Source organism: Streptomyces sp. NPDC058289 (assembly GCF_042880975.1).
Lineage (GTDB): Bacteria > Actinomycetota > Actinomycetes > Streptomycetales > Streptomycetaceae > Streptomyces > Streptomyces stoeckheimensis.
Window position 1 is genome coordinate 15,198 of sequence record NZ_JBHVYI010000065.1, and the last position, 20,629, is coordinate 35,826.

Consider the following 20,629-nt stretch of genomic DNA (forward strand, 5'->3'; position numbering starts at 1 on the left):
GTCGGACGGCCGTCGTTCTGGGTCAGACGTTGAACCCGAGCGCGCGCAGCTGCTCGCGGCCGTCGTCCGTGATCTTGTCCGGGCCCCACGGCGGCATCCAGACCCAGTTGATGCGCAGTTCGCTGACGATGCCGTCCGTAGCCGACTTCGCCTGGTCCTCGATGACGTCCGTCAGCGGGCAGGCCGCCGAGGTGAGGGTCATGTCGAGGGTCGCGATGTTCGCGTCGTCGACGTGGATGCCGTAGATCAGGCCCAGGTTGACGACGTCGATGCCCAGCTCGGGGTCGACCACGTCGTAGAGGGCCTCGCGGACCTCTTCCTCGGTGGCCGGCTTGATGGACGCCTCGGGCGTCGCGTTCTCGGTCATGCCGTCTTCCTCTCGGCGTCGCCCAGTGCCTGGGCGGTCGCGTCCTTCCACGCCATCCAGCTCAGCAGAGCACACTTCACCCGGGCCGGGTACTTGGAGACGCCGGCGAACGCGACCGCGTCCTCCAGCACCTCCTCCATGGCCTCGTCGGGCTCCATCTTGCCCTTGGACTGCATCAGCTCCAGGAAGACTTCCTGGATCTTCCGCGCCTCGCCCAGCTCCTTGCCGACGAGCAGCTCGTTCAGTATCGACGCGCCGGCCTGGCTGATGGAGCAGCCCTGGCCCTCGTACGAGATGTCCGTGAGGGTCTCGCCGTCGTACTTCACGCGCAGGGTGATCTCATCACCGCACGTCGGATTGACGTGGTGCACCTCGGCGTCGCCGTCGCGCAGGCCTCGCCCGCGCGGGTGCTTGTAGTGGTCCAGGATCAGTTCCTGGTACAGGGATTCCAGCTTCACTGCGCCCTCGTCGCCTTCGTCGCTTCGTCTTATCCGAAGAAGTTCCGTACGTGCTCCAGCCCGTCGATCAGTGCGTCGACCTCGGCCGGAGAGGAGTACAGATAGAAAGACGCTCGCGTCGTCGCCGGAATTCCGTACCGGAGGCAGACCGGGCGGGCGCAGTGGTGTCCCACGCGGACCGCGATGCCCTGCTCGTCCAGTACCTGGCCGACGTCGTGCGGGTGGATGTCGCCGAGGACGAAGGAGATCGCGGCGCCGCGGTCCTCGGCCGTGGTCGGGCCGATGATGCGCAGGTCCGGGACCTCCGCGAGGCGCTTGATCGCGTACTCGGTGATCGCGTGCTCGTGCGCGGCGATCTTGTCCATGCCGATCGCGGTCAGGTAGTCCACGGCCGCACCGAGGCCGACGGCCTGGGCGATCGGGGGCGTACCGGCCTCGAACTTGTGGGGCGCCGGGGCGTAGGTCGAGGAGTGCATCGAGACGGTTTCGATCATCTCGCCGCCGCCCAGGAAGGGCGGCAGGTCCTCGAGCAGCTCCTGGCGGCCCCAGAGGACGCCGATGCCGGTCGGGCCGCACATCTTGTGACCGGTGAAGGCCACGAAGTCGGCGCCGAGCGCCTGTACGTCGAGCGGCATGTGCGGAGCGGCCTGCGAGGCGTCGATCAGCACCAGCGCGCCGACCTCCTGCGCACGCCGGACGATCGCCTCGGTCGGGTTGACCGTGCCCATGATGTTGGAGACCAGCGTGAAGGAGACGATCTTCGTCTTCTCCGTGATGACCTCTTCGATGTTGGACAGGTCGAGCCGGCCGTCGTCGGTGAGGCCGAACCACTTCAGCTTCGCGCCGGTGCGCTGCGAGAGCAGCTGCCACGGCACGATGTTGGAGTGGTGCTCCATCTCCGTGATGGCGATCTCGGTCTCGCGGTCGACCCGGTAGGGCTCGTCCGCCCAGCCGAGCATGTTCGCGACCAGGTTGAGCGACTCCGAGGCGTTCTTGGTGAAGATCACCTCGTTGCGGCTCGGAGCGTTGATGAAGGCGGCGACCTTGTCGCGAGCGCCCTCGTACAGCGCCGTGGCCTCCTCGGCGAGCACGTGCACGCCGCGGTGGACGTTGGCGTTGTGCTGCTCGTAGTACTCGTTCAGCGCGTCGAGCACCTGGCGCGGCTTCTGCGAAGTCGCCGCGTTGTCCAGGTAAACGATCTTCTTCCCGTCGTGGACCACACGATCCAGAAGGGGGAAGTCCTTGCGGATCGCCTCGATGTCGAGGAGGCCAGGCAACTGTGTCACGCGGTCGCGCCACCCTTCGTGCTGTACGACTCGTAGCCTTCGGCCTCCAGCTTGTCGGCGAGCTCGGCGCCACCGGACTCGGCGATGCGGCCCTCGGAGAAGACGTGGACGAAGTCGGGCTTGATGTAGCGGAGGATCCGCGTGTAGTGCGTGATCAGCAGCGTGCCGACCTCGCCGGTCGCGTGGACGCGGTTGACGCCCTCGGAGACCTGACGCAGGGCGTCCACGTCGAGGCCGGAGTCGGTCTCGTCGAGGATCGCGATCTTCGGCTTCAGGAGCTCCAGCTGGAGGATCTCGTGACGCTTCTTCTCACCACCGGAGAAGCCCTCGTTGACGTTGCGCTCGGCGAAGGCCGGGTCCATCTGGAGCTGCTCCATCGCGGACTTGACCTCCTTCACCCAGGTACGCAGCTTCGGCGCCTCGCCGCGGATGGCGGTGGCCGAGGTGCGCAGGAAGTTGGAGACCGAGACGCCGGGGATCTCGACCGGGTACTGCATGGCCAGGAACAGGCCGGCGCGGGCGCGCTCGTCGACGGACATCTCCAGGACGTCTTCGCCGTCGAGGGTCACGGTTCCACCGGTGATGGTGTACTTCGGGTGACCGGCCAGCGAGTACGCGAGGGTGGACTTGCCGGAGCCGTTCGGACCCATGATGGCGTGCGTCTCACCCTGCTTGATGGTGAGGTCGACGCCCTTGAGGATCTCGCGGGCGCCCTGCTCGGCCTCGACGGAGACGTGCAGGTCGTGGATTTCAAGCGTTGCCATGGATACCTCAGGACTCCTGGGTGAGGGAGACGAGCACGTCGTCTCCTTCGATCTTTACGGGGTATACGGGGACGGGGCGCGTCGCGGGCAGACCGGACGGCTTGCCTGTGCGCAGGTCGAAGGCCGAGCCGTGCAGCCAGCACTCGATCATGCAGTCTTCGACCTCGCCCTCCGAGAGGGAGACGTTCGCGTGCGAGCAGATGTCGTTGATCGCGAACACCTCGCCCTCGGCGCGGACGATGGACACCGGCGTGCCGTCGAGTTCGACCCGCTTGGGGGCGTTCTCCTCCAGCTCGCTCAGCGCACAGGCCTTGACGTAACTCATCAGACGGAACCCTGCAGCTCGGTTTCGATCTTCGAGAGCAGGCGCTCCTCGATGTCGTCGACACCGATCTGCTGGACGAGCTCGGCGAAGAAGCCGCGCACGACCAGGCGGCGGGCCTCGTCGGCCGGGATGCCGCGGGACTGCAGGTAGAAGAGCTGCTCGTCGTCGAAGCGGCCGGTCGCGGAGGCGTGGCCGGCGCCGACGATCTCGCCGGTCTCGATCTCCAGGTTCGGCACCGAGTCGACCCGCGCGCCGTCCGTGAGGACGAGGTTGCGGTTCATCTCGTAGGTGTCGGTGCCCTCGGCGGTCTTCTCGATGAGCACGTCACCGATCCAGACGGCGTGGGCGTCCTGGCCCTGGAGCGCGCCCTTGTAGACCACGTTCGACTTGCAGTGCGGGGCCTTGTGGTCGACCAGGAGGCGGTGCTCCTGGTGCTGACCGGCGTCCGTGAAGTACAGGCCGAAGAGCTCGGCCTCGCCGCCGGGACCGGCGTAGTTCACGCGCGGGTGCAGGCGTACGAGGTCGCCGCCGAAGGTGACCACGATCGACTTGAAGGTCGCGTCGCGGCCGATCAGGGCGTTGTGCTGGGAGCAGTGGACGGCGGTGTCGTCCCAGTCCTGCACGGAGACCACGGTGAGCTTGGCGCCGTCGCCGACGAGGAAGTCCACGTTGGCCGCGCGCACGCCGTCGCCGGTGTGGTCGATGACGATGACGGCCTCGGCGAAGGCCTTCACGTCGAAGACGGTGTGACCGAAGGTGGTGCCGCCCTCGCCGTGCAGCGTGACGCGCACGGGCTCGGTGAGGACCGCTTCCTTGGGCACGGTCACGACCGTGGCCTTGGCGAAGGACGAGAACGCCTGGGCGGCGACCCGGTCCACCGGGATGCCGGCCTTGCCGATGCGCGCGTCGCCGCGCTCCACCGACTCGATCGTGACCACGTCGGGCGCGTCGATCTGGGCCTTCATGGTGCCGTTGGCGACCGCGGTGCCGTCGTGCAGACCCTTGAGGCGGGCGAGCGGCGTGAAGCGCCACTCCTCCTCGCGGCCGTTGGGCACGGGGAAGTCCGCCACGTCGAAGGACGGGGGGGCACTCATCCGGGTGGCGACGGTGGACTCGGCGGCCACCGCGATCGCGCCGGCGGTGGTGGAACCCGCCGGAATGTTCTGAGCCTCAGCCATGGCTGTCGTGTTGCTCTCTTCCTTAAAGAATCTGCTGCGGGACGTCTGGCGGGCCGGGACTAACCGACCGAGCCTTCCATCTGCAGCTCGATCAGCCGGTTCAGCTCCAGCGCGTACTCCATCGGCAGCTCACGGGCGATCGGCTCGACGAAGCCGCGCACGATCATCGCCATGGCCTCGAACTCCGTCAGACCGCGGCTCATCAGGTAGAAGAGCTGGTCGTCGGAGACCTTGGAGACGGTCGCCTCGTGGCCCATGGACACGTCGTCCTCGCGGACGTCCACGTAGGGGTAGGTGTCCGAGCGGGAGATGGTGTCGACCAGGAGCGCGTCGCACAGCACGTTGGACTTGGAGCCGTGGGCGCCTTCGCCGATCTCGACCAGACCTCGGTACGAGGTGCGGCCGCCACCACGGGCCACCGACTTCGAGACGATGTTGGAGGAGGTGTTCGGCGCCATGTGGACCATCTTGGAGCCGGCGTCCTGGTGCTGGCCCTCGCCCGCGAAGGCGATGGAGAGGGTCTCGCCCTTGGCGTGCTCGCCCATCAGGTAGACGGCCGGGTACTTCATGGTGACCTTGGAACCGATGTTGCCGTCGATCCACTCCATGGTCGCGCCCTCGTACGCCACGGCGCGCTTGGTGACCAGGTTGTAGACGTTGTTCGACCAGTTCTGGATCGTCGTGTAGCGGCAGCGGCCGCCCTTCTTCACGATGATCTCGACCACGGCGCTGTGCAGCGAGTCCGAGGAGTAGATCGGGGCGGTGCAGCCCTCGACGTAGTGGACGTAGGCGTCCTCGTCGACGATGATCAGCGTCCGCTCGAACTGGCCCATGTTCTCCGTGTTGATACGGAAGTAGGCCTGGAGCGGGATGTCGACCTTGACGCCCTTGGGGACGTAGATGAACGAGCCGCCCGACCACACGGCGGTGTTCAGCGAGGCGAACTTGTTGTCGCCGACCGGGATGACCGTGCCGAAGTACTCCTGGAAGAGCTCCGGGTGCGTCTTCAGCGCGGTGTCCGTGTCGAGGAAGATGACGCCCTGCTCCTCCAGGTCCTCACGGATCTGGTGGTAGACGACCTCGGACTCGTACTGGGCCGCGACACCGGCGACGAGGCGCTGCTTCTCCGCCTCCGGGATGCCGAGCCTGTCGTACGTGTTCTTGATGTCCTCCGGCAGGTCCTCCCACGAAGCAGCCTGCTTCTCGGTGGAACGCACGAAGTACTTGATGTTGTCGAAGTCGATGCCCGAGAGGTCGGAACCCCAGTTGGGCATGGGCTTCTTGCCGAACAGCTTGAGGCCCTTGAGACGGAGGTTCAGCATCCACTCCGGCTCGGACTTCTTCGCCGAGATGTCGCGGACGACCTCCTCGGACAGGCCCCGCTTGGCGACCGCACCGGCCGCGTCGGAGTCGACCCATCCGTATTCGTAGGTGCCCAGGCCATCGAGCTCAGGGTGAGCAGTCTCCGTGGTCATGCGGGGTTCCTCCCGGCCGTACTTGCAGATACTGATGTGTCGGTCTGTGTGGCGCCCGTGGCAGCGGCGCCGTTTCCGCTGCGCGGAATGAACGTCGTGCACACCCCGTCGCCGTGGGCGATCGTGGCGAGACGCTGCACATGCGTCCCGAGCAATCGGGAGAAGACCTCGGTCTCCGCCTCGCAGAGCTGCGGGAACTGCTCGGCGACGTGTGCGACCGGGCAGTGGTGCTGGCAGAGCTGTTCACCGCTGTGCGGACCGGGAGCGCTCTTTGCCGTAGCAGCGTACCCGTCTCCGGTCAACGCCCTGGCAAGGGCCTCGGTGCGCTCCGCCGGGTCGGCCGCTTCCACGGCTTCGCGGTAGGTCTCGGCCTGCGCCGTGAGCCTGGCCTTCGCGAAGGCGGCCACGGCCGCCTCGCCCTGCTCCCCGCCCCCGGCGACCTGCGCGATCCAGCGCATGGCGTCGGCGGCGAGCGAGTCGTAGGACTGGTCGAAGGCGTCACGACCGCAGTCGGTCAGCGCGAAGACCTTGGCGGGCCGCCCTCGGGTCCGCGCACCGTACACACGCTGCTCACGGGGTTCGACCACGTCGTCGGCGACGAGCGTGTCGAGGTGGCGGCGAACGGCGGCCTGGGTGAGGCCGAGGCGCTGGGCGAGGTCGGCGACGGTGGAGGGACCGTGGTCCAGGATCGACCGCGCGACCCGGTTGCGGGTTGACCGCTCCCCGGTCGCGAGTTCGCCCTGGGGGGCCTCGCTCATCCGTTCGCCGTATTTCACAACGCCATTGTTGCGTAATTAGTCGGGCCCCGACAAGCCGTGATGGAGGCCACCTCTGGTGGCCTCCATCACTAAGGGTTACCTTATTTATCCACGGAGCGTTATACGGAGGTCGACGCTCCGCCTTCGCGCAGGGCCCCGCCGGTGAACCAATAGACGGCTCCCACCAGCAATCCCCCGCCCACGACGTTCCCCGGCACGGTGAACATCAGATTCCGGAAAAGATCACCGAGTCCGGCTGAGCCATCCAGGATCGCGAGGCTGAAAACAGCCATGTTCGCTACACAGTGTTCGAATCCGACGGCGACGAAAACAGCCACCGGCAGCCACAGGACGAAAATCTTGGCGGCATCGCCGCGGGCCCGGGTGAACATCCAGATGGCCAGGCAGACGAGCATGTTGCAGAGCACCGCGCGCCAGAACAGCTGTCCGCCGCTCAGCGCCGTCTTCCCGTGCACCATCTCGGTGAGCATGGACCGCGCCAAGGGCGAGGAGGCCACGCCCGAGGCGTGCACCATGGCCCCGAAGGCGAAGGCTCCGACCAGGTTCCCGGCCAGGGAGAGCGTCCAGGACAGGATCAGGTCCCTGGGACCGGTCCGCCCGGACAGCGCGCCGACCAGCATGACCATCACATTGCTGGTGAAGAGCTGGGCGCCGGCGAACATCACGATGGTCAGGGCGATCGGGAAGACCGCACCCTCCAGCAGTTTCACGGCCGGCGAACCCTTGGCCACGAACGGCGAGATCGCGACCAGGAGCAGCACCTCGCCGACGGCGATGTAGGCGCCCGCGAGCATCGCCGAGACGAAGTAGCGCGGCGGATGCCCGAGGTCATGGGCCTTGTGCTCGGCCTGCCCCGAGGTGGCTTCGACGTTCTGAGCGATGCTGTTCACCATTCGACGTTAGACCCCGGCCCTGCTCCCGAGCGGACGAAAAAGTCACGAATGCGCAGGTCGGTGACCCTTCGGGGGCGGGACCTACGGCCCCACCCCGGTCACCTCCCGTGGCTCCGTAGACTCACTCCCCATGAGCAACGACCCCGCCGTGGAAATCCGCGGACTGGTGAAGCGGTACGGCCCCAAAACCGCGGTGGACGGCCTGGACCTCACCGTCCGGAGGGCCTCGGTCACCGCAGTCCTTGGTCCCAACGGCGCGGGCAAAACGACCACTGTGGAAACCTGCGAGGGCTACCGCCGCCCCGACGCCGGATCCGTCCGCGTCCTCGGCCTCGACCCCGTCGCGCAGGCCGAGTCCCTGCGCCCGCGCATCGGCGTGATGCTGCAGTCCGGCGGCGTCTACTCCGGCGCCCGGGCCGTCGAGATGCTGCGCCACATGGCCAAGCTCTACGCCGACCCCCTGGACGTCCCCACCCTGGTGGAACGCCTCGGCCTCGGCGGCTGCGGCCGCACCGCCTACCGCCGGCTCTCCGGCGGCCAGCAGCAGCGCCTGGCCCTCGCCATGGCCGTCGTCGGCCGCCCCGAGCTGGTCTTCCTGGACGAGCCGACCGCCGGCCTCGACCCGCAGGCCCGCCGCGCGACCTGGGAACTCGTACGGGAACTGCGCGCAGACGGGGTCTCCGTCGTGCTCACCACCCACCACATGGACGAGGCCGAGCAGCTCGCGGACGAGGTCGCCATCGTCGACGCCGGCAAGGTCATCGCCCACGGCACCCCCGAGGCGCTGTGCCGCGGCGGCGCCGAGAACACCCTGCGCTTCACGGGCCGGCCCGCCCTCGACCTCGCCTCGCTGCTGAAGGCCCTGCCCGACGGCACCCAGGCCGCCGAGCTCCTCCCCGGCGTCTACCGGGTCACCGGCGACGTCGACCCCCAGCTCCTGGCCACCGTCGCCTCCTGGTGCGCCCAGCACGGGGTGATGCCCGACAGCCTCTCGGTGGAGCGGCACACCCTCGAAGACGTTTTTCTGGAGCTCACCGGTAAGGAGCTGCGTTCATGACGCCGATCGCCACCGCCCCTCGCCGGGGGTCCGGGGGTTGTCCCCCGGAAATGCACAGCCTGGAGCTGACCGGTAAGGAGCTGCGCGCATGAGCGCCGGTACGTTCACCCCCCGCCCGGGGGCCGCGCCCGTGTCCCGCATGATCCTGGCGCAGACCGCGCTGGAGACCCGGATGCTGCTGCGCAACGGGGAGCAGCTCCTGCTGACCGTGATCATCCCGGCGTTGCTGCTGACCCTCTTCTCCGCCGTCGACATCGTCGACACCGGCGCCGGGAAGTCGGTGGACTTCCTCGCCCCCGGGATCCTGGCGCTGGCCGTGCTGTCCACCGCCTTCACCGGCCAGGCCATCGCCACCGGCTTCGACCGGCGCTACGGGGTCCTCAAGCGGCTCGGGGCCTCCCCGCTGCCGCGCTGGGCGCTGATGGCCGCCAAGACGCTGTCCGTGCTGGTCACCGAGGTGCTGCAGATCGCACTGCTGACGGTGATCGCCTTCGCCCTGGGCTGGTCCCCGCACGGGAACCCGCTGTCCGTCGCCGTGCTGATCCTGCTCGGGACCGCCGCCTTCTCCGGGCTCGGCCTGCTGATGGCCGGCACCCTGCGGGCGGAGGCCACCCTGGCCGCCGCCAACCTGGTCTTCCTGCTGCTCCTGGTCGGTGGCGGGGTGATCGTGCCGATGGAGAAGTTCCCCGGCGCGGTCCAGTCCGTCCTCGGCCTGCTCCCGATCTCCGCACTCTCCGACGGGCTGCGCGAGGTGCTCCAGAACGGGGCAGCGCTGCCCTGGGGCGACGCTGCGATCCTGGCCGCCTGGGCGGTACTCGGCCTGGGGGCCGCGGCGCGCTGGTTCCGCTGGGAGTGAATCCCTTCCCCCGAGCGTTGCCCCGGCAGGAGGATGGTCGCCTCCACAGGGGAGCGCACCACAGACGCCGGGGGGCGGCATGGCGCAGCGGGAAGCCGTTCTGCGGCTGGACGAACAGTGGGCACGGATCCGGTCGGGCGCGGCGCACGCGGAGCCCGCGGAGGCCGACGCCCTGCTGGCCGAACTGATCGGAGCCCTGCGCGAGCCGGCCCGCACCGACGCCGAGTGCGCGGCCCGGCTTGGTCTGCGCCTCGGTGACCTGGCGGCCCGCCGGTTCGCCGACGGGGACCGGGCCGGGGCCCTGGCCGCCATCGAGGAGGGGCTGCGGTTCTCGCAGCAGGCGGCCGGGCACGCAGCCGAGTACGCCCGCTGGTACGCCCGGGGCCTGATCAACCGGGGGGTCTGGCTGTCCTGGCCCCTCAGCGACGGGGAGCGGCTGCCCAGGCATCCGCTGGGCCCCGGCTCCGAGAGCGGCCCGAGCGCCATGGAGCAGGCCGCCGGCGAGCGGGCCCGGGACCTGACGCGCGGCGCGGTGGAGGTCTGGGCGGCCTTGGACCAGGAGGATCCGGTCAATCAGCGGGGCCTCGCGCAGGCGAAGGTGTTCCTCGGCGACCGGCTCGCGGAGCTGGGCCTGGCCGAGGAGTCCGTGGCCTGGGCGGTCGACGCGGAGGGCTCCTTCCGGCGGCTGCTGCTCGCCGATCCCGGCTCCGACGAGTCGCAGGAGGCCGAGGAGGCCCTGGACCACATCGGCCGCCAGCTCGAACTGCGGCTGCGCTTCCTGTCCTTCGCCTCCCTGTCCGGTCTGCGCACGCGCGGGCTGCTGCCCGAACGGCTGCTGCCCCAGGCGGTGGTGGCCGCCCGGGTCCAGGGCGTGCCCGAGGCGGAGATCGCCGCCCGGCTGGGCCTGGAGGCCGACCAGGTCCACACGATGCTGGAGGTGACCCCCTGGGTCGCGGTGTGGCGCGTCGAGGTCCGCGGCCACGACGGACTGTGGAACGTACAGCCACATCCCTGGCACAGCGGGGCGGAAGTGAGAAATAGGACAGCCGAGGATGTAGGGGCCGAATTGGTACGCGGCTTCGCGGCCTCGGCCGACTACCCGGGCGAGGCCGCGCATTGGCGGGTCCTCGTGTGGTGGCATGCGGAAGGCGACCCGGCCGGGGCCCGGTTCCGCCTGGCCTTCGGCCCCGACGGAGCAGCCGCCACCCCCTCGTGAAACTTTGCACAAGTGTCCGCGTACGATAAACGCCGTGTTGACCCCCCTCGCATATCTCGCCCGCCGCTGGACGCCGTCACCCCGGACCGTCCAGCGGGCCGCGTTCGCAGCGGTGATCATGAGCGTCGTCATCGTCGTCACCGGCGGCGCGGTGCGGCTGACCGGATCCGGTCTCGGCTGCGACACCTGGCCCAAGTGCACCGGCGACAGCCTGATCGTGACCCAGGAACAGGGCTTCCACGGCGCCATCGAGTTCGGCAACCGCATGCTGACGTACGTGCTCTGCGCGGCCGTTGGCTGGGCGATCACCGCCGCCCGCTGCGCCACGCCGTGGCGCCGCTCGCTGACCCGGCTCGGCTGGCTCCAGTTCGCCATCGTGATGGGCAACGCGGTCCTGGGCGGCATCACCGTCCTGACGGGCCTCAACCCCTACAGCGTGGCCGGGCACTTCATGCTCGCCACCTCGCTGATCACCGTGACGACGATCACCTGGCAGCGCACCCGCGAGGGTGACGGCCCGGCCCGGCCGCGCGTGCCCGCTCCGGTTCGCAAGCTCTCCTGGGCGCTGCTCGCGGCCACCGTCGTGCTGATCGCGGCGGGCACGGTGGTCACCGGTTCCGGCCCGCACGCCGGCGACAGCAGCGAGATCAGGCGGATGCCGTTCGACTGGTCGGCCACCGCCCACGTCCACGCGGTCTCCGCCTGGGTGGTGTGCGCGCTCGCCGTCGCGATGTGGCTGGTGCTGCGCGTGGTCGACGCCCCCTTGGACACCCGGGCGCGCGCCCGGGACCTGCTGATCGTGCTGCTCGCCCAAGGCGCCGTCGGCTACGTCCAGTACTTCACCGACGTGCCCGAGGCCCTCGTGGCGGCCCACATGCTCGGCTCCTGCCTGGTGTGGATCTCGGTGGTCCGGGTGGCGCTGAGCCTGCGCGAGCGTCCGTCCGAGCAGGCCGGGATCCCCGCGCAGAGCGACGCCCGGCTCGCCGCGGTCTGACCCTCCGGGCGCCCTCCGGGCGTCGGTCCCGCTTGTCGGCCGCGGCCGCCGGGCGCGCTCGGCGGGCCCGACCGTCGGGCCCGCCCGTCGGCCCCGCCCGTCGGGCCCACCCGTCAGCCCCGTTCGTCCAGCCGGTAGACCCGGCGCGCGTTGCCCGCCGCGACCATCGCCGCCACCCGCTCCGCGTCCCGCCAGGACCAGGAGCCGTCGGCGACCCAGCCGCCGAGCACCCGGCCGAGCGCCTCCCGGAAGACCAGCGCGCCCACCGCGTGCAGCTCGGGCAGTTGGCGTCCGCCGCCGGAGAACATCAGCTTTCCGAAGGGCGCGGTCTCCAGGCACTCCGCCAGCACGGCGGCCGCCCGCGCCCCCGTGGCCCCCAGCGCCGCGCCGAGGTCGGCGTGGACGTGCGGGAAGGCCGCGGCCAGCCGAGCGGCCTGCCGGTGGTGGGGGTACCCGCCGATCAGGACCAGCCGCGCGCCCAGGCCCTCGGTCGCCCGTACGAACCCGGTCAGCCGCTCCGGTGCCCCCGACTCCCCGCCCGTGTGCAGCTGGAGCGGCAGCCCCGAGGACACCGCGCTCCACGCCAGGTGCCGCAGGAGTACGGGGTCCCGTACGGCCCCGCCCTTGGCGCGCCCGGCCAGCCAGCGCCCGGCCGCGCCCCGCACCTCGCCCGGACCGGGCGGCTCGGGCGCGGCTTCGAGTGCCGCCGCCCAGGCGCGACCCCCCTCCCCGGCTCCGCAGGTGAAGGCCACGGCTCCGGCGGCGGCGTGATGGACCGCCCCCGCGAGGTTGGCCAGGAAGGCGGCCACGGTCCCGGAGGTGTCCGCCGCCTCTTCGGCCAGCAGCTCCGGCCGCACCAGCTCGAAGGCCTCCGCGCCGCCCGCCAGGGCGAGTTCCTTGGGCCCCGTGAGGTCCCCGGACACGCCGGTGTCCACGAGCCGGGCGCCGACCCCGCAGCCGCGCAGCAGTCGGCGGGCCGACTCGGCGGCGCCCAGCTCGCGCCGCCGGGCGAGGTAGTGGACGGGGGCGCAGTGCGGTTCGAGCCCGAGCAGCGGCGGGCACCAGCGGCGCACGGCGAAGCCGGTCTGGGTGTCGAAGAAGGTGGTGCCGGCGGCGGGCGGGCCGGCCGAGGGGAGCAGCTGGGCCTCGAAGGTGGCGAGGCCGAGCTCCGTGCGGAGCACTCCCTGGCAGTACTGGTCCACCAGGGGCGGCGTTTCGATCATCCGGGCATCCCGTTGCGGACGTGAGGAAGGGGCTTCCACACGTCCTAACGGGTGAGCGGGGTGTGAGGTGTTGCTCGCGCTGTTGACCGAGCGGATGACGCGGAAACGATCAAGCCAATGATCAAGCCAAGATCGACCGGTTCAGGCCGCGGGATTCGCGGTTCCGCCGAGCTGCATTCCGGCCATCCGGGACCACTCGTACGGCCCCGTCCGCACCCGCGCGGCGAACTCGCCGTCGAACTCCTCGTGGAGGGTCAGCCCGGCCTTCTCGGCCGCGAGCTGCGCGGTGTCGTACGCCGGGGCCACCAGGTCGCCCCACTCGCCGTCGGTGCCGACGAGGACGATCCGGGTGCCCGCCTGGCCGATGTGCGCGAGGTGGCCCTCGGCGCCGCCGTGCTGCTTGGCGAACGCGCCGATCTGCTTGGCCAGCTTCGCGGCCGTACGGTCCTGCTTCTTGTCCGCCGTGGCGGCGGTCTCCTCGGTGTCTGCCATGAAAGGCATGCTACCGGCCGGTAACGAACGGAGGAAGGTTCACCGGAGAAGGATCAACGGAGGAAGGGATCCACCGCGACGGCGACGAACAGCAGCGACACGTAGGTGATCGACCAGTGGAACAGCCGCATCTCCTTGAGCTTCGCGCCCGTCACGCCCGACTTGGCGCGGGCGTTGAGCCCGTGCGCCTCCCACAGCCACCAGCCGCCGGCCACCAGGGCGACCGAGGTGTAGAACCAGCCGGTGTACCCCAGCGGGGTGAGCAGCAGCGAGACCGCCACCATCACCCAGCTGTAGAGGACGATCTGCTTGGCCACGGCCTTGTTGCCCGCCACGACCGGCAGCATCGGCACGCCGACCCGCGCGTAGTCGTCCTTCACCTTCATCGACAGCGGCCAGTAGTGCGGCGGCGTCCAGAAGAAGATGACGAGGAAGAGGATGACGGCGGCCCACGAGACCTCGTTCTTCACGGCCGACCAGCCGATGAGCACCGGCATGCAGCCGGCGATGCCGCCCCAGACGATGTTCTGCGAGGTGCGCCGCTTCAGCAGCATCGTGTAGACGACGACATAGAAGAGGAGCGCGCCGAGCGCGAGCGCGGCCGACAGCCAGTTGATCAGCAGCCCGAAGAACAGCGTGGACGCGATCCCGAGGGTGATGCCGAAGACCAGGCACTCGCGCGGGCTGACCATGCCGGTCACCAGCGGGCGTCCCGAGGTCCGGTCCATCAGCGCGTCGATGTCGCGGTCGATGTACATGTTCAGCGCGTTGGCGCCGCCCGCGGACAGGTAACCGCCGAAGCAGGTGGCGAGGACCAGCCACAGCGAAGGCACGCCCTGCTCGGCGAGGAACATCACCGGCACGGTCGTGATGAGCAGAAGCTCGATGATCCGCGGCTTGGTCAGTGCCACGAAAGCCATGGCCCGGGCCCCGAACGGCCGGTGGTTGGGGCTCGTCCCGAGCACCCCCGCTGGACGGGATTCGACGGCCGTCACGCACACCCCTGACAGAGAATCCAGCAAGCTCCGACGTGAACCTTTTAAACATGAAGGTCCCGTAAAGGCTTGCGCGTACCACGCCACTCTAGACGTAGCCATTGGCTCGTCCCGCGCGGGGGTCGCCCCGTGTTGGTCCGATCGGCGCTCAGACGTCACGAGCGGACCGCGGGTACTCGAATAGCTGCACGCTGTGGCGGGGGTAGGCTCGGAATCGCGCCGGTGCACCGTTCGTCACCGGGAACCAGACATGTGGAGAGGAGCCCTGACCCACGGTGAGCACCAAGCCGACGACCACAGAGCTCGACTGGACCGAACTGGACCAGCGTGCTGTCGACACCGCCCGGATCCTGGCCGCCGACGCGGTCCAGAAGGTCGGTAACGGCCACCCCGGCACGGCGATGAGCCTGGCCCCCGCCGCGTACACCCTCTTCCAGAAGGTGATGCGGCACGACCCGGCGGACCCGGAGTGGGTCGGCCGCGACCGTTTCGTGCTCTCCGCGGGTCACTCCTCGCTGACCCTCTACACCCAGCTGTACCTCGGCGGGTTCGGGCTCGAGCTGGACGACCTGAAGGCCTTCCGCACCTGGGGTTCGAAGACCCCGGGCCACCCGGAGTACGGCCACACCGCGGGCGTCGAGACCACCACCGGCCCGCTGGGCCAGGGCATCGCCAACGCGGTGGGCATGGCGATGGCCGCCCGCTACGAGCGCGGCCTGTTCGACCCCGAGGCTCCCACGGGCGCCTCCCCGTTCGACCACATGGTCTACGCGATCGCGGGCGACGGCTGCCTCCAGGAGGGCATCTCCCACGAGGCGTCCGCGCTGGCCGGCCACCAGAAGCTCGGCAACCTGGTGCTGCTGTGGGACGACAACCACATCTCCATCGAGGGCGACACGGAGACGGCCGTCTCCGAGGACACCCTCAAGCGCTACGAGGCGTACGGCTGGCACGTCCAGCGCGTCGCGCAGCAGGAGAACGGCGACCTCGACCCGAAGGCGCTGTTCGCCGCCCTGCAGGCCGCCAAGGCCGAGACGGAGCGCCCCTCCTTCATCGCGGCCCGCTCGATCATCGCCTGGCCGGCCCCGCACGCCCAGGGCACCGAGGCCTCGCACGGCTCGGCCCTCGGCAACGACGAGGTCGCCGCCACCAAGCGCGTGCTCGGCTTCGACCCGGAGCAGACCTTCGAGGTCTCCGACGAGGTCATCGCGCACACCCGCGCTCTCGGCGACCGCGGCCGCGAGGCCCGCGCCGCGTGGGAGAAGGAGTTCTCCGCCTGGCGCACCGCCAACCCGGAGCGCGCCGCCGAGTTCGACCGCATCAACGCCAACGAGCTGCCCGCGGGCTGGGAGGACAAGCTCCCCGTCTTCGAGGCCGGCAAGGGCGTCGCCACCCGCGCCGCCTCGGGCAAGGTCCTCGAAGCGCTCGGCGCGGTCATCCCGGAGCTGTGGGGCGGCTCGGCCGACCTGGCCGGCTCCAACAACACCACCATCGACAAGAACTCCTCGTTCCTGCCGGTGGGCAACCCGCTGCCGGAGGCCGACCCGTACGGCCGCACCATCCACTTCGGCATCCGCGAGCACGCCATGGCCGCGGCCATGAACGGCATCGCCCTGCACGGCCACACCCGCATCTACGGCGGCACCTTCCTGGTGTTCTCCGACTACATGCGCAACGCCGTGCGCCTCTCCGCGCTGATGCACGTGCCCGTCACCTACGTGTGGACGCACGACTCCATCGGCCTCGGCGAGGACGGCCCGACCCACCAGCCGGTCGAGCACGTCGCCGCGCTGCGCGCCATCCCGGGCCTGAACGTGGTCCGCCCGGCCGACGCGAACGAGACCGCCGTCGCCTGGCGCGAGATCCTCAAGCGCCACACCAAGGTCTTCGGCAAGGGCGCCCCGCACGGACTGGCGCTGACCCGCCAGGGCGTGCCGACCTACGAGCGCAACGAGGACGCCGCCAAGGGCGGGTACGTGCTCTTCGAGGCCACGGGCCCCCAGGGCGAGGCCGCTGACGCCCAGGTCGTCCTCATCGGCACCGGTTCCGAGGTCCAGCTCGCCGTCGCCGCGCGCGAGGCGCTGCAGGCCGAGGGCGTCCCGGCCCGGGTCGTCTCGATGCCGTCCGTCGAGTGGTTCGAGGAGCAGACCCAGGAGTACAAGGACAGCGTCCTGCCGCCTTCGGTCAAGGCGCGTGTCGCGGTCGAGGCCGGCATCGGCCTGACCTGGCACCGCTACGTCGGCGACGCGGGCCGGATCGTCTCGCTGGAGCACTTCGGCGCCTCGGCCGACGGCGCCGTCCTCTACCGCGAGTTCGGTCTCACCGCCGAAGCCGTGACCGCCGCCGCACGCGAGTCGCTCGCCGCCGCCGCGCGCTGACTCCCGCACCCAGACCAGTAGGAGATGCAATTCCCATGACAGACGCACTGAAGCGCCTTTCCGACGAGGGCGTCGCGATCTGGCTGGACGACCTGTCCCGCAAGCGGATCACGTCCGGCAACCTGGCCGAGCTCATCGACCAGCAGCACGTGGTGGGTGTCACCACCAACCCGGCGATCTTCCAGAAGGCGATCAGCGGCGGCGACGGGTACGGGCAGCAGCTCGCCGACCTGGCCGCCCGCAAGGTCACCGTCGAAGAGGCGATCCGCATGATCACCACGGCGGACGTCCGCGACGCCGCCGACATCCTGCGCCCGGTCTACGACGCGACCGAGGGCCAGGACGGCCGGGTCTCGATCGAGGTCGACCCGCGCCTGGCCCACAACACCCCGGCGACCATCGCCGAGGCCAAGCAGCTCGCGTGGCTGGTGGACCGTCCGAACACGCTCATCAAGATCCCGGCGACCAAGGCCGGCCTGCCGGCGATCACCGAGGTCATCGGCAAGGGCATCAGCGTCAACGTCACGCTGATCTTCTCGCTGGAGCGCTACCGCGAGGTCATGGACGCGTACCTGGCGGGCCTGGAGAAGGCGAAGGCCGCGGGCCTGGACCTCTCCAAGATCCACTCGGTCGCCTCCTTCTTCGTGTCCCGCGTGGACTCCGAGATCGACAAGCGCCTGGACTCCGTCGGCACCGACGAGGCCAAGGCCCTCAAGGGCAAGGCGGCGCTCGCGAACGCCCGTCTGGCCTACGAGGCCTACGAAGAGGTCTTCTCCACCGAGCGCTGGGCCGCCCTGGACAAGGCGCACGCCAACAAGCAGCGTCCGCTCTGGGCCTCGACCGGCGTCAAGGACCCGGCCTACAAGGACACCCTGTACGTGGTGGACCTGGTCGCCCCCGGCACCGTGAACACCATGCCCGAGGGCACCCTCGAGGCCACCGCCGACCACGGCGTGGTCGAGGGCGACACCATCAGCGGCACGTACGAGCAGTCGCGCGCCGAGCTCGCCGCGGTCGCGAAGCTGGGCATTTCGTACGACGATGTGGTGCAGCTGCTCGAAGAAGAGGGCGTCGAGAAGTTCGCGGTGTCCTGGAACGACCTGCTGAAGTCGACCGAGGCGGAGCTTGAGCGCCTCGCCCCCACGGAGGCCTGAACACTTTGTCTGTAAACGGAGCGAACCCGCTTCGTGACGCACAGGACCGGCGGCTCCCGCGCATCGCGGGGCCGTCCGGCCTGGTCATTTTCGGCGTTACGGGTGACCTGTCGCGCAAGAAGCTGATGCCTGCCGTCTACGACCTCGCCAACCGCGGGCTGCTCCCGCCGGGCTTCTCCCTGATCGGCTTCGCCCGACGGGAGTGGCAGGACGAGGACTTCGCGCAGGAGGTTCACGACGCGGTCAAGGAGCACGCGCGCACCCCCTTCCGCGAAGAGGTCTGGCAGCAGCTGGTACAGGGCTGCCGCTTCGTCCAGGGCGACTTCGACGACGACCAGGCGTTCGAGACGCTGAAGTCGACGATCGAGGAGCTGGACAAGGCGCAGGGCACCGGCGGCAACTTCGCCTTCTACCTGTCCGTCCCGCCGAAGTTCTTCCCCAAGGTCGTCGCCCAGCTCAAGAAGCACGGGCTGGCGGACCAGAAGGAGGGCTCCTGGCGGCGCGCGGTCATCGAGAAGCCGTTCGGGCACGACCTGACCAGTGCACAGGAGCTCAACCAGCTCGTGCACGACGTCTTCCCGCCCAACGAGGTCTTCCGGATCGACCACTACCTGGGCAAGGAGACCGTCCAGAACATCCTGGCGCTCCGCTTCGCCAACACGATGTTCGAGCCGATCTGGAACCGGTCGTACGTGGACCACGTACAGATCACCATGGCCGAGGACATCGGCATCGGCGGTCGGGCCGGCTACTACGACGGCATCGGCGCGGCCCGCGACGTCATCCAGAACCACCTGCTCCAGCTGCTGGCTCTCACGGCGATGGAGGAGCCCGGCTCCTTCCACCCCAAGGCGCTGGTCGCCGAGAAGCTCAAGGTGCTGACCGCCGTGGAGCTGCCCGAGGACCTGGGCAAGCACACCGTGCGCGGCCAGTACTCGGCGGCGTGGCAGGGCGGCGAGAAGGTCGTCGGGTACCTCGAAGAGGACGGCATCGACCCCAAGTCGAAGACCGACACCTACGCGGCCATCCGCCTGGAGATCAACAACCGCCGCTGGGCGGGCGTCCCGTTCTACCTGCGGACGGGCAAGCGCCTGGGCCGCCGGGTGACCGAGATCGCGGTCGTCTTCAAGCGGGCCCCGTACCTTCCGTTCGAGTCGGGCGCGACCGAGGAGCTGGGGCAGAACGCCCTGGTCATCCGGGTCCAGCCGGACGAGGGCGTGACGGTGCGCTTCGGTTCCAAGGTTCCGGGCACCTCCATGGAGGTCCGGGACGTGACGATGGACTTCGCCTACGGCGAGTCCTTCACGGAGTCGAGCCCCGAGGCCTACGAGCGGCTGATCCTCGACGTGCTGCTGGGTGACGCGAACCTGTTCCCGCGCCACCAGGAGGTCGAGCTGTCCTGGAACATCCTCGACCCGATCGAGCGGTACTGGGACACGCACGGCAAGCCCGCGCAGTACCCGTCGGGCACCTGGGGACCGGTCGAGGCGGACGAGATGCTCGCACGAGACGGACGGAGCTGGCGCCGGCCATGAAGATCGACCTCACGGAGACCAACTCCAGCAAGATCAACGCCTCGTTGGTGCAGGCGCGCCGGGACATCGGCACGCCTGCCATCGGGATGGTGCTCACGCTGGTGATCGTGACCGACGAGGAGAACGCGTACGACGCGCTCAAGTCGGCGAACGACGCGTCCCGCGAACACCCTTCGCGGATCGTCGTCGTCATCAAGCGGGTCAGCCGCTCGCCGCGCAGTCGCCAGGGCGCCCGTCTCGACGCGGAAGTCCGCGTGGGGACGGACTCCGGCACCGGCGAAACGGTTGTCCTGCGCCTGCACGGCGAACTGGTCGACCACGCCCAGTCGGTGGTTCTCCCGCTCCTCCTCCCGGACGCGCCCGTCGTCGTCTGGTGGCCGGAGGGTGCTCCGCAGGACCTGGCGGGCGACCCCCTGGGGTCGCTCGGCCAGCGCCGGATCACGGACACCTACTCCTGCGAGGATCCGATCGAGGCGCTCGGCAGCCGGGCGACGGCGTACGCACCCGGGGACACGGACCTGTCCTGGACCCGGATCACCCCGTGGCGCTCCATGCTGGCGGCGGCGCTCGACCAGCAGGTCCACTCGGTGTCCTCGGCGACGGTCGAGGGCGAGGACGACAACCCGAGCTGCGAGCTGCTGGCTATGTGGCTCGCGGACCGGCTCCAGGTCCCCGTCAAGCGCACCTCCTCGGCGGGCCCCGGGCTCACCGCGGTGCGCCTGGAGACCAAGGACGGCGAGATCGTCCTGGACCGGGCGGACGGGGCACTGGCCACGCTGTGCATGCCGGGGCAGCCCGACCGGGCGGTGGCGCTGAAGCGCCGCGACACGGCCGAGCTGCTGGCGGAGGAGCTCCGCCGCCTGGACCCGGACAACACCTACGAGGCCTCGCTGAAGTTCGGCGTGGCCCGCCTGGCCCCCACGGCAGAGCCGGCGTCGGCGAAGCCGGCTCCCGCGAAGGCGGAGGCCCCGGCCAAGGCTGAGGCTCCGGCGGCGAAGCACGCTCCGGCGAAGCCGGCCAAGAAGGCCGCGGCGAAGTAGCACACACGGACCGCTGCGCGGGGCCGTCCCCTACCCGCCCTTCCACCGTTCCCCTGGGCTCCGCCCCGGACCCCGCGCAGCGCTCGTATGGGGTCCGGGGCGGAGCCCCGGTTTCGGGAAGGGGCGGGGTGGGGGAAGGCCCGCGCAGCGGCATCCGGACCCGC

Annotated in this window: 20 protein-coding genes; 8 read left to right on the plus strand and 12 right to left on the minus strand. The window is 70.1% G+C overall.

Going from position 1 to position 20,629, the window contains the following annotated elements; translation table 11 throughout:
- Nucleotides 1–22 precede the first annotated feature (22 nt).
- From ACFVX6_RS28305 to ACFVX6_RS28345, 9 genes are all read right to left on the minus strand, one after another.
- Nucleotides 23–367 carry a metal-sulfur cluster assembly factor gene (locus tag ACFVX6_RS28305; protein WP_073913993.1) on the minus strand — a complete coding sequence of 115 codons (345 nt, stop codon included), beginning with the start codon at nt 365–367 and terminating at the stop codon, nt 23–25.
- Nucleotides 364–825, minus strand: a complete 462-nt coding sequence (gene sufU / locus ACFVX6_RS28310; RefSeq protein ID WP_327307360.1) for a Fe-S cluster assembly sulfur transfer protein SufU — start codon at nt 823–825, stop codon at nt 364–366. The genes ACFVX6_RS28305 and sufU overlap by 4 nt, the downstream gene beginning before the upstream one ends.
- 29 nt (nt 826–854) lie before the next feature.
- Nucleotides 855–2,111, minus strand: coding sequence for a cysteine desulfurase (locus ACFVX6_RS28315; protein WP_327252118.1), 1,257 nt, complete (start codon nt 2,109–2,111; stop codon nt 855–857).
- Nucleotides 2,108–2,875, minus strand: coding sequence for a Fe-S cluster assembly ATPase SufC (sufC, locus tag ACFVX6_RS28320; protein WP_327252119.1), 768 nt, complete (start codon nt 2,873–2,875; stop codon nt 2,108–2,110). The genes ACFVX6_RS28315 and sufC overlap by 4 nt, the downstream gene beginning before the upstream one ends.
- A 7-nt stretch (nt 2,876–2,882) precedes the next feature.
- Nucleotides 2,883–3,200, minus strand: a complete 318-nt coding sequence (locus tag ACFVX6_RS28325; protein WP_389696119.1) for a bifunctional 3-phenylpropionate/cinnamic acid dioxygenase ferredoxin subunit — start codon at nt 3,198–3,200, stop codon at nt 2,883–2,885.
- Complete coding sequence (sufD, locus tag ACFVX6_RS28330; RefSeq protein ID WP_389696121.1) at nt 3,200–4,378, minus strand: Fe-S cluster assembly protein SufD; 1,179 nt, start codon at nt 4,376–4,378, stop codon at nt 3,200–3,202. The genes ACFVX6_RS28325 and sufD overlap by 1 nt, the downstream gene beginning before the upstream one ends.
- A 59-nt stretch (nt 4,379–4,437) precedes the next feature.
- On the minus strand, nt 4,438–5,853 hold the full coding sequence (gene sufB / locus ACFVX6_RS28335) for a Fe-S cluster assembly protein SufB (protein ID WP_389696123.1): 1,416 nt from the start codon (nt 5,851–5,853) through the stop codon (nt 4,438–4,440).
- Nucleotides 5,850–6,611, minus strand: coding sequence for a helix-turn-helix transcriptional regulator (locus ACFVX6_RS28340; protein ID WP_389696125.1), 762 nt, complete (start codon nt 6,609–6,611; stop codon nt 5,850–5,852). The genes sufB and ACFVX6_RS28340 overlap by 4 nt, the downstream gene beginning before the upstream one ends.
- A 119-nt stretch (nt 6,612–6,730) precedes the next feature.
- Nucleotides 6,731–7,522 carry a formate/nitrite transporter family protein gene (locus tag ACFVX6_RS28345; protein WP_389696127.1) on the minus strand — a complete coding sequence of 264 codons (792 nt, stop codon included), beginning with the start codon at nt 7,520–7,522 and terminating at the stop codon, nt 6,731–6,733.
- A 133-nt stretch (nt 7,523–7,655) separates the two neighbouring features.
- On the opposite strand from ACFVX6_RS28345, the gene ACFVX6_RS28350 reads away from it, so the two are divergent.
- The 4 genes from ACFVX6_RS28350 (at nt 7,656) to ACFVX6_RS28365 (ending at nt 11,648) form a co-directional block, all read left to right on the plus strand.
- Nucleotides 7,656–8,582, plus strand: a complete 927-nt coding sequence (locus ACFVX6_RS28350; protein ID WP_389696129.1) for an ABC transporter ATP-binding protein — start codon at nt 7,656–7,658, stop codon at nt 8,580–8,582.
- An 88-nt stretch (nt 8,583–8,670) separates the two neighbouring features.
- Nucleotides 8,671–9,438 (plus strand): ABC transporter permease, encoded by a 768-nt coding sequence (locus ACFVX6_RS28355; RefSeq protein WP_389696131.1) that lies wholly within the window; start codon nt 8,671–8,673, stop codon nt 9,436–9,438.
- 79 nt (nt 9,439–9,517) lie between these two features.
- Entirely contained in the window at nt 9,518–10,654 is a 1,137-nt protein-coding gene (locus ACFVX6_RS28360; protein ID WP_389696133.1) for a hypothetical protein, read from the plus strand.
- Between the two features lie 4 nt (nt 10,655–10,658).
- Nucleotides 10,659–11,648 (plus strand): heme A synthase, encoded by a 990-nt coding sequence (locus ACFVX6_RS28365; RefSeq protein WP_389696135.1) that lies wholly within the window; start codon nt 10,659–10,661, stop codon nt 11,646–11,648.
- Nucleotides 11,649–11,761: 113 nt separating this feature from the next.
- Here ACFVX6_RS28365 and ACFVX6_RS28370 read toward each other — a convergent pair whose 3' ends face one another.
- The 3 genes from ACFVX6_RS28370 to ACFVX6_RS28380 form a co-directional block, all read right to left on the minus strand.
- On the minus strand, nt 11,762–12,871 hold the full coding sequence (locus ACFVX6_RS28370) for an amidohydrolase (RefSeq protein ID WP_389696137.1): 1,110 nt from the start codon (nt 12,869–12,871) through the stop codon (nt 11,762–11,764).
- A gap of 141 nt (nt 12,872–13,012) precedes the next feature.
- A complete protein-coding gene (locus ACFVX6_RS28375) occupies nt 13,013–13,363 on the minus strand; it encodes a hypothetical protein (protein WP_389696139.1) in 351 nt (116 codons plus the stop codon).
- 53 nt (nt 13,364–13,416) lie between these two features.
- Entirely contained in the window at nt 13,417–14,364 is a 948-nt protein-coding gene (locus tag ACFVX6_RS28380) for a heme o synthase (protein WP_250742345.1), read from the minus strand.
- A gap of 269 nt (nt 14,365–14,633) precedes the next feature.
- On the opposite strand from ACFVX6_RS28380, the gene tkt reads away from it, so the two are divergent.
- The 4 genes from tkt to opcA are packed head-to-tail and all read left to right on the plus strand — an operon-like array spanning nt 14,634 to nt 20,465.
- Nucleotides 14,634–16,736, plus strand: coding sequence for a transketolase (gene tkt / locus ACFVX6_RS28385; RefSeq protein WP_389696141.1), 2,103 nt, complete (start codon nt 14,634–14,636; stop codon nt 16,734–16,736).
- Between the two features lie 35 nt (nt 16,737–16,771).
- The gene (tal, locus tag ACFVX6_RS28390) at nt 16,772–17,890 is read left to right on the plus strand and encodes a transaldolase (protein ID WP_389696143.1); all 1,119 of its coding nucleotides are present in this window, start codon (nt 16,772–16,774) and stop codon (nt 17,888–17,890) included.
- 5 nt (nt 17,891–17,895) lie between these two features.
- Nucleotides 17,896–19,425, plus strand: coding sequence for a glucose-6-phosphate dehydrogenase (zwf, locus tag ACFVX6_RS28395; RefSeq protein WP_389696145.1), 1,530 nt, complete (start codon nt 17,896–17,898; stop codon nt 19,423–19,425).
- Nucleotides 19,422–20,465, plus strand: coding sequence for a glucose-6-phosphate dehydrogenase assembly protein OpcA (opcA, locus tag ACFVX6_RS28400; RefSeq protein ID WP_389696146.1), 1,044 nt, complete (start codon nt 19,422–19,424; stop codon nt 20,463–20,465). Before zwf ends, opcA begins: the two co-directional genes overlap by 4 nt.
- The last annotated feature ends 164 nt before the right edge of the window (nt 20,466–20,629 follow it).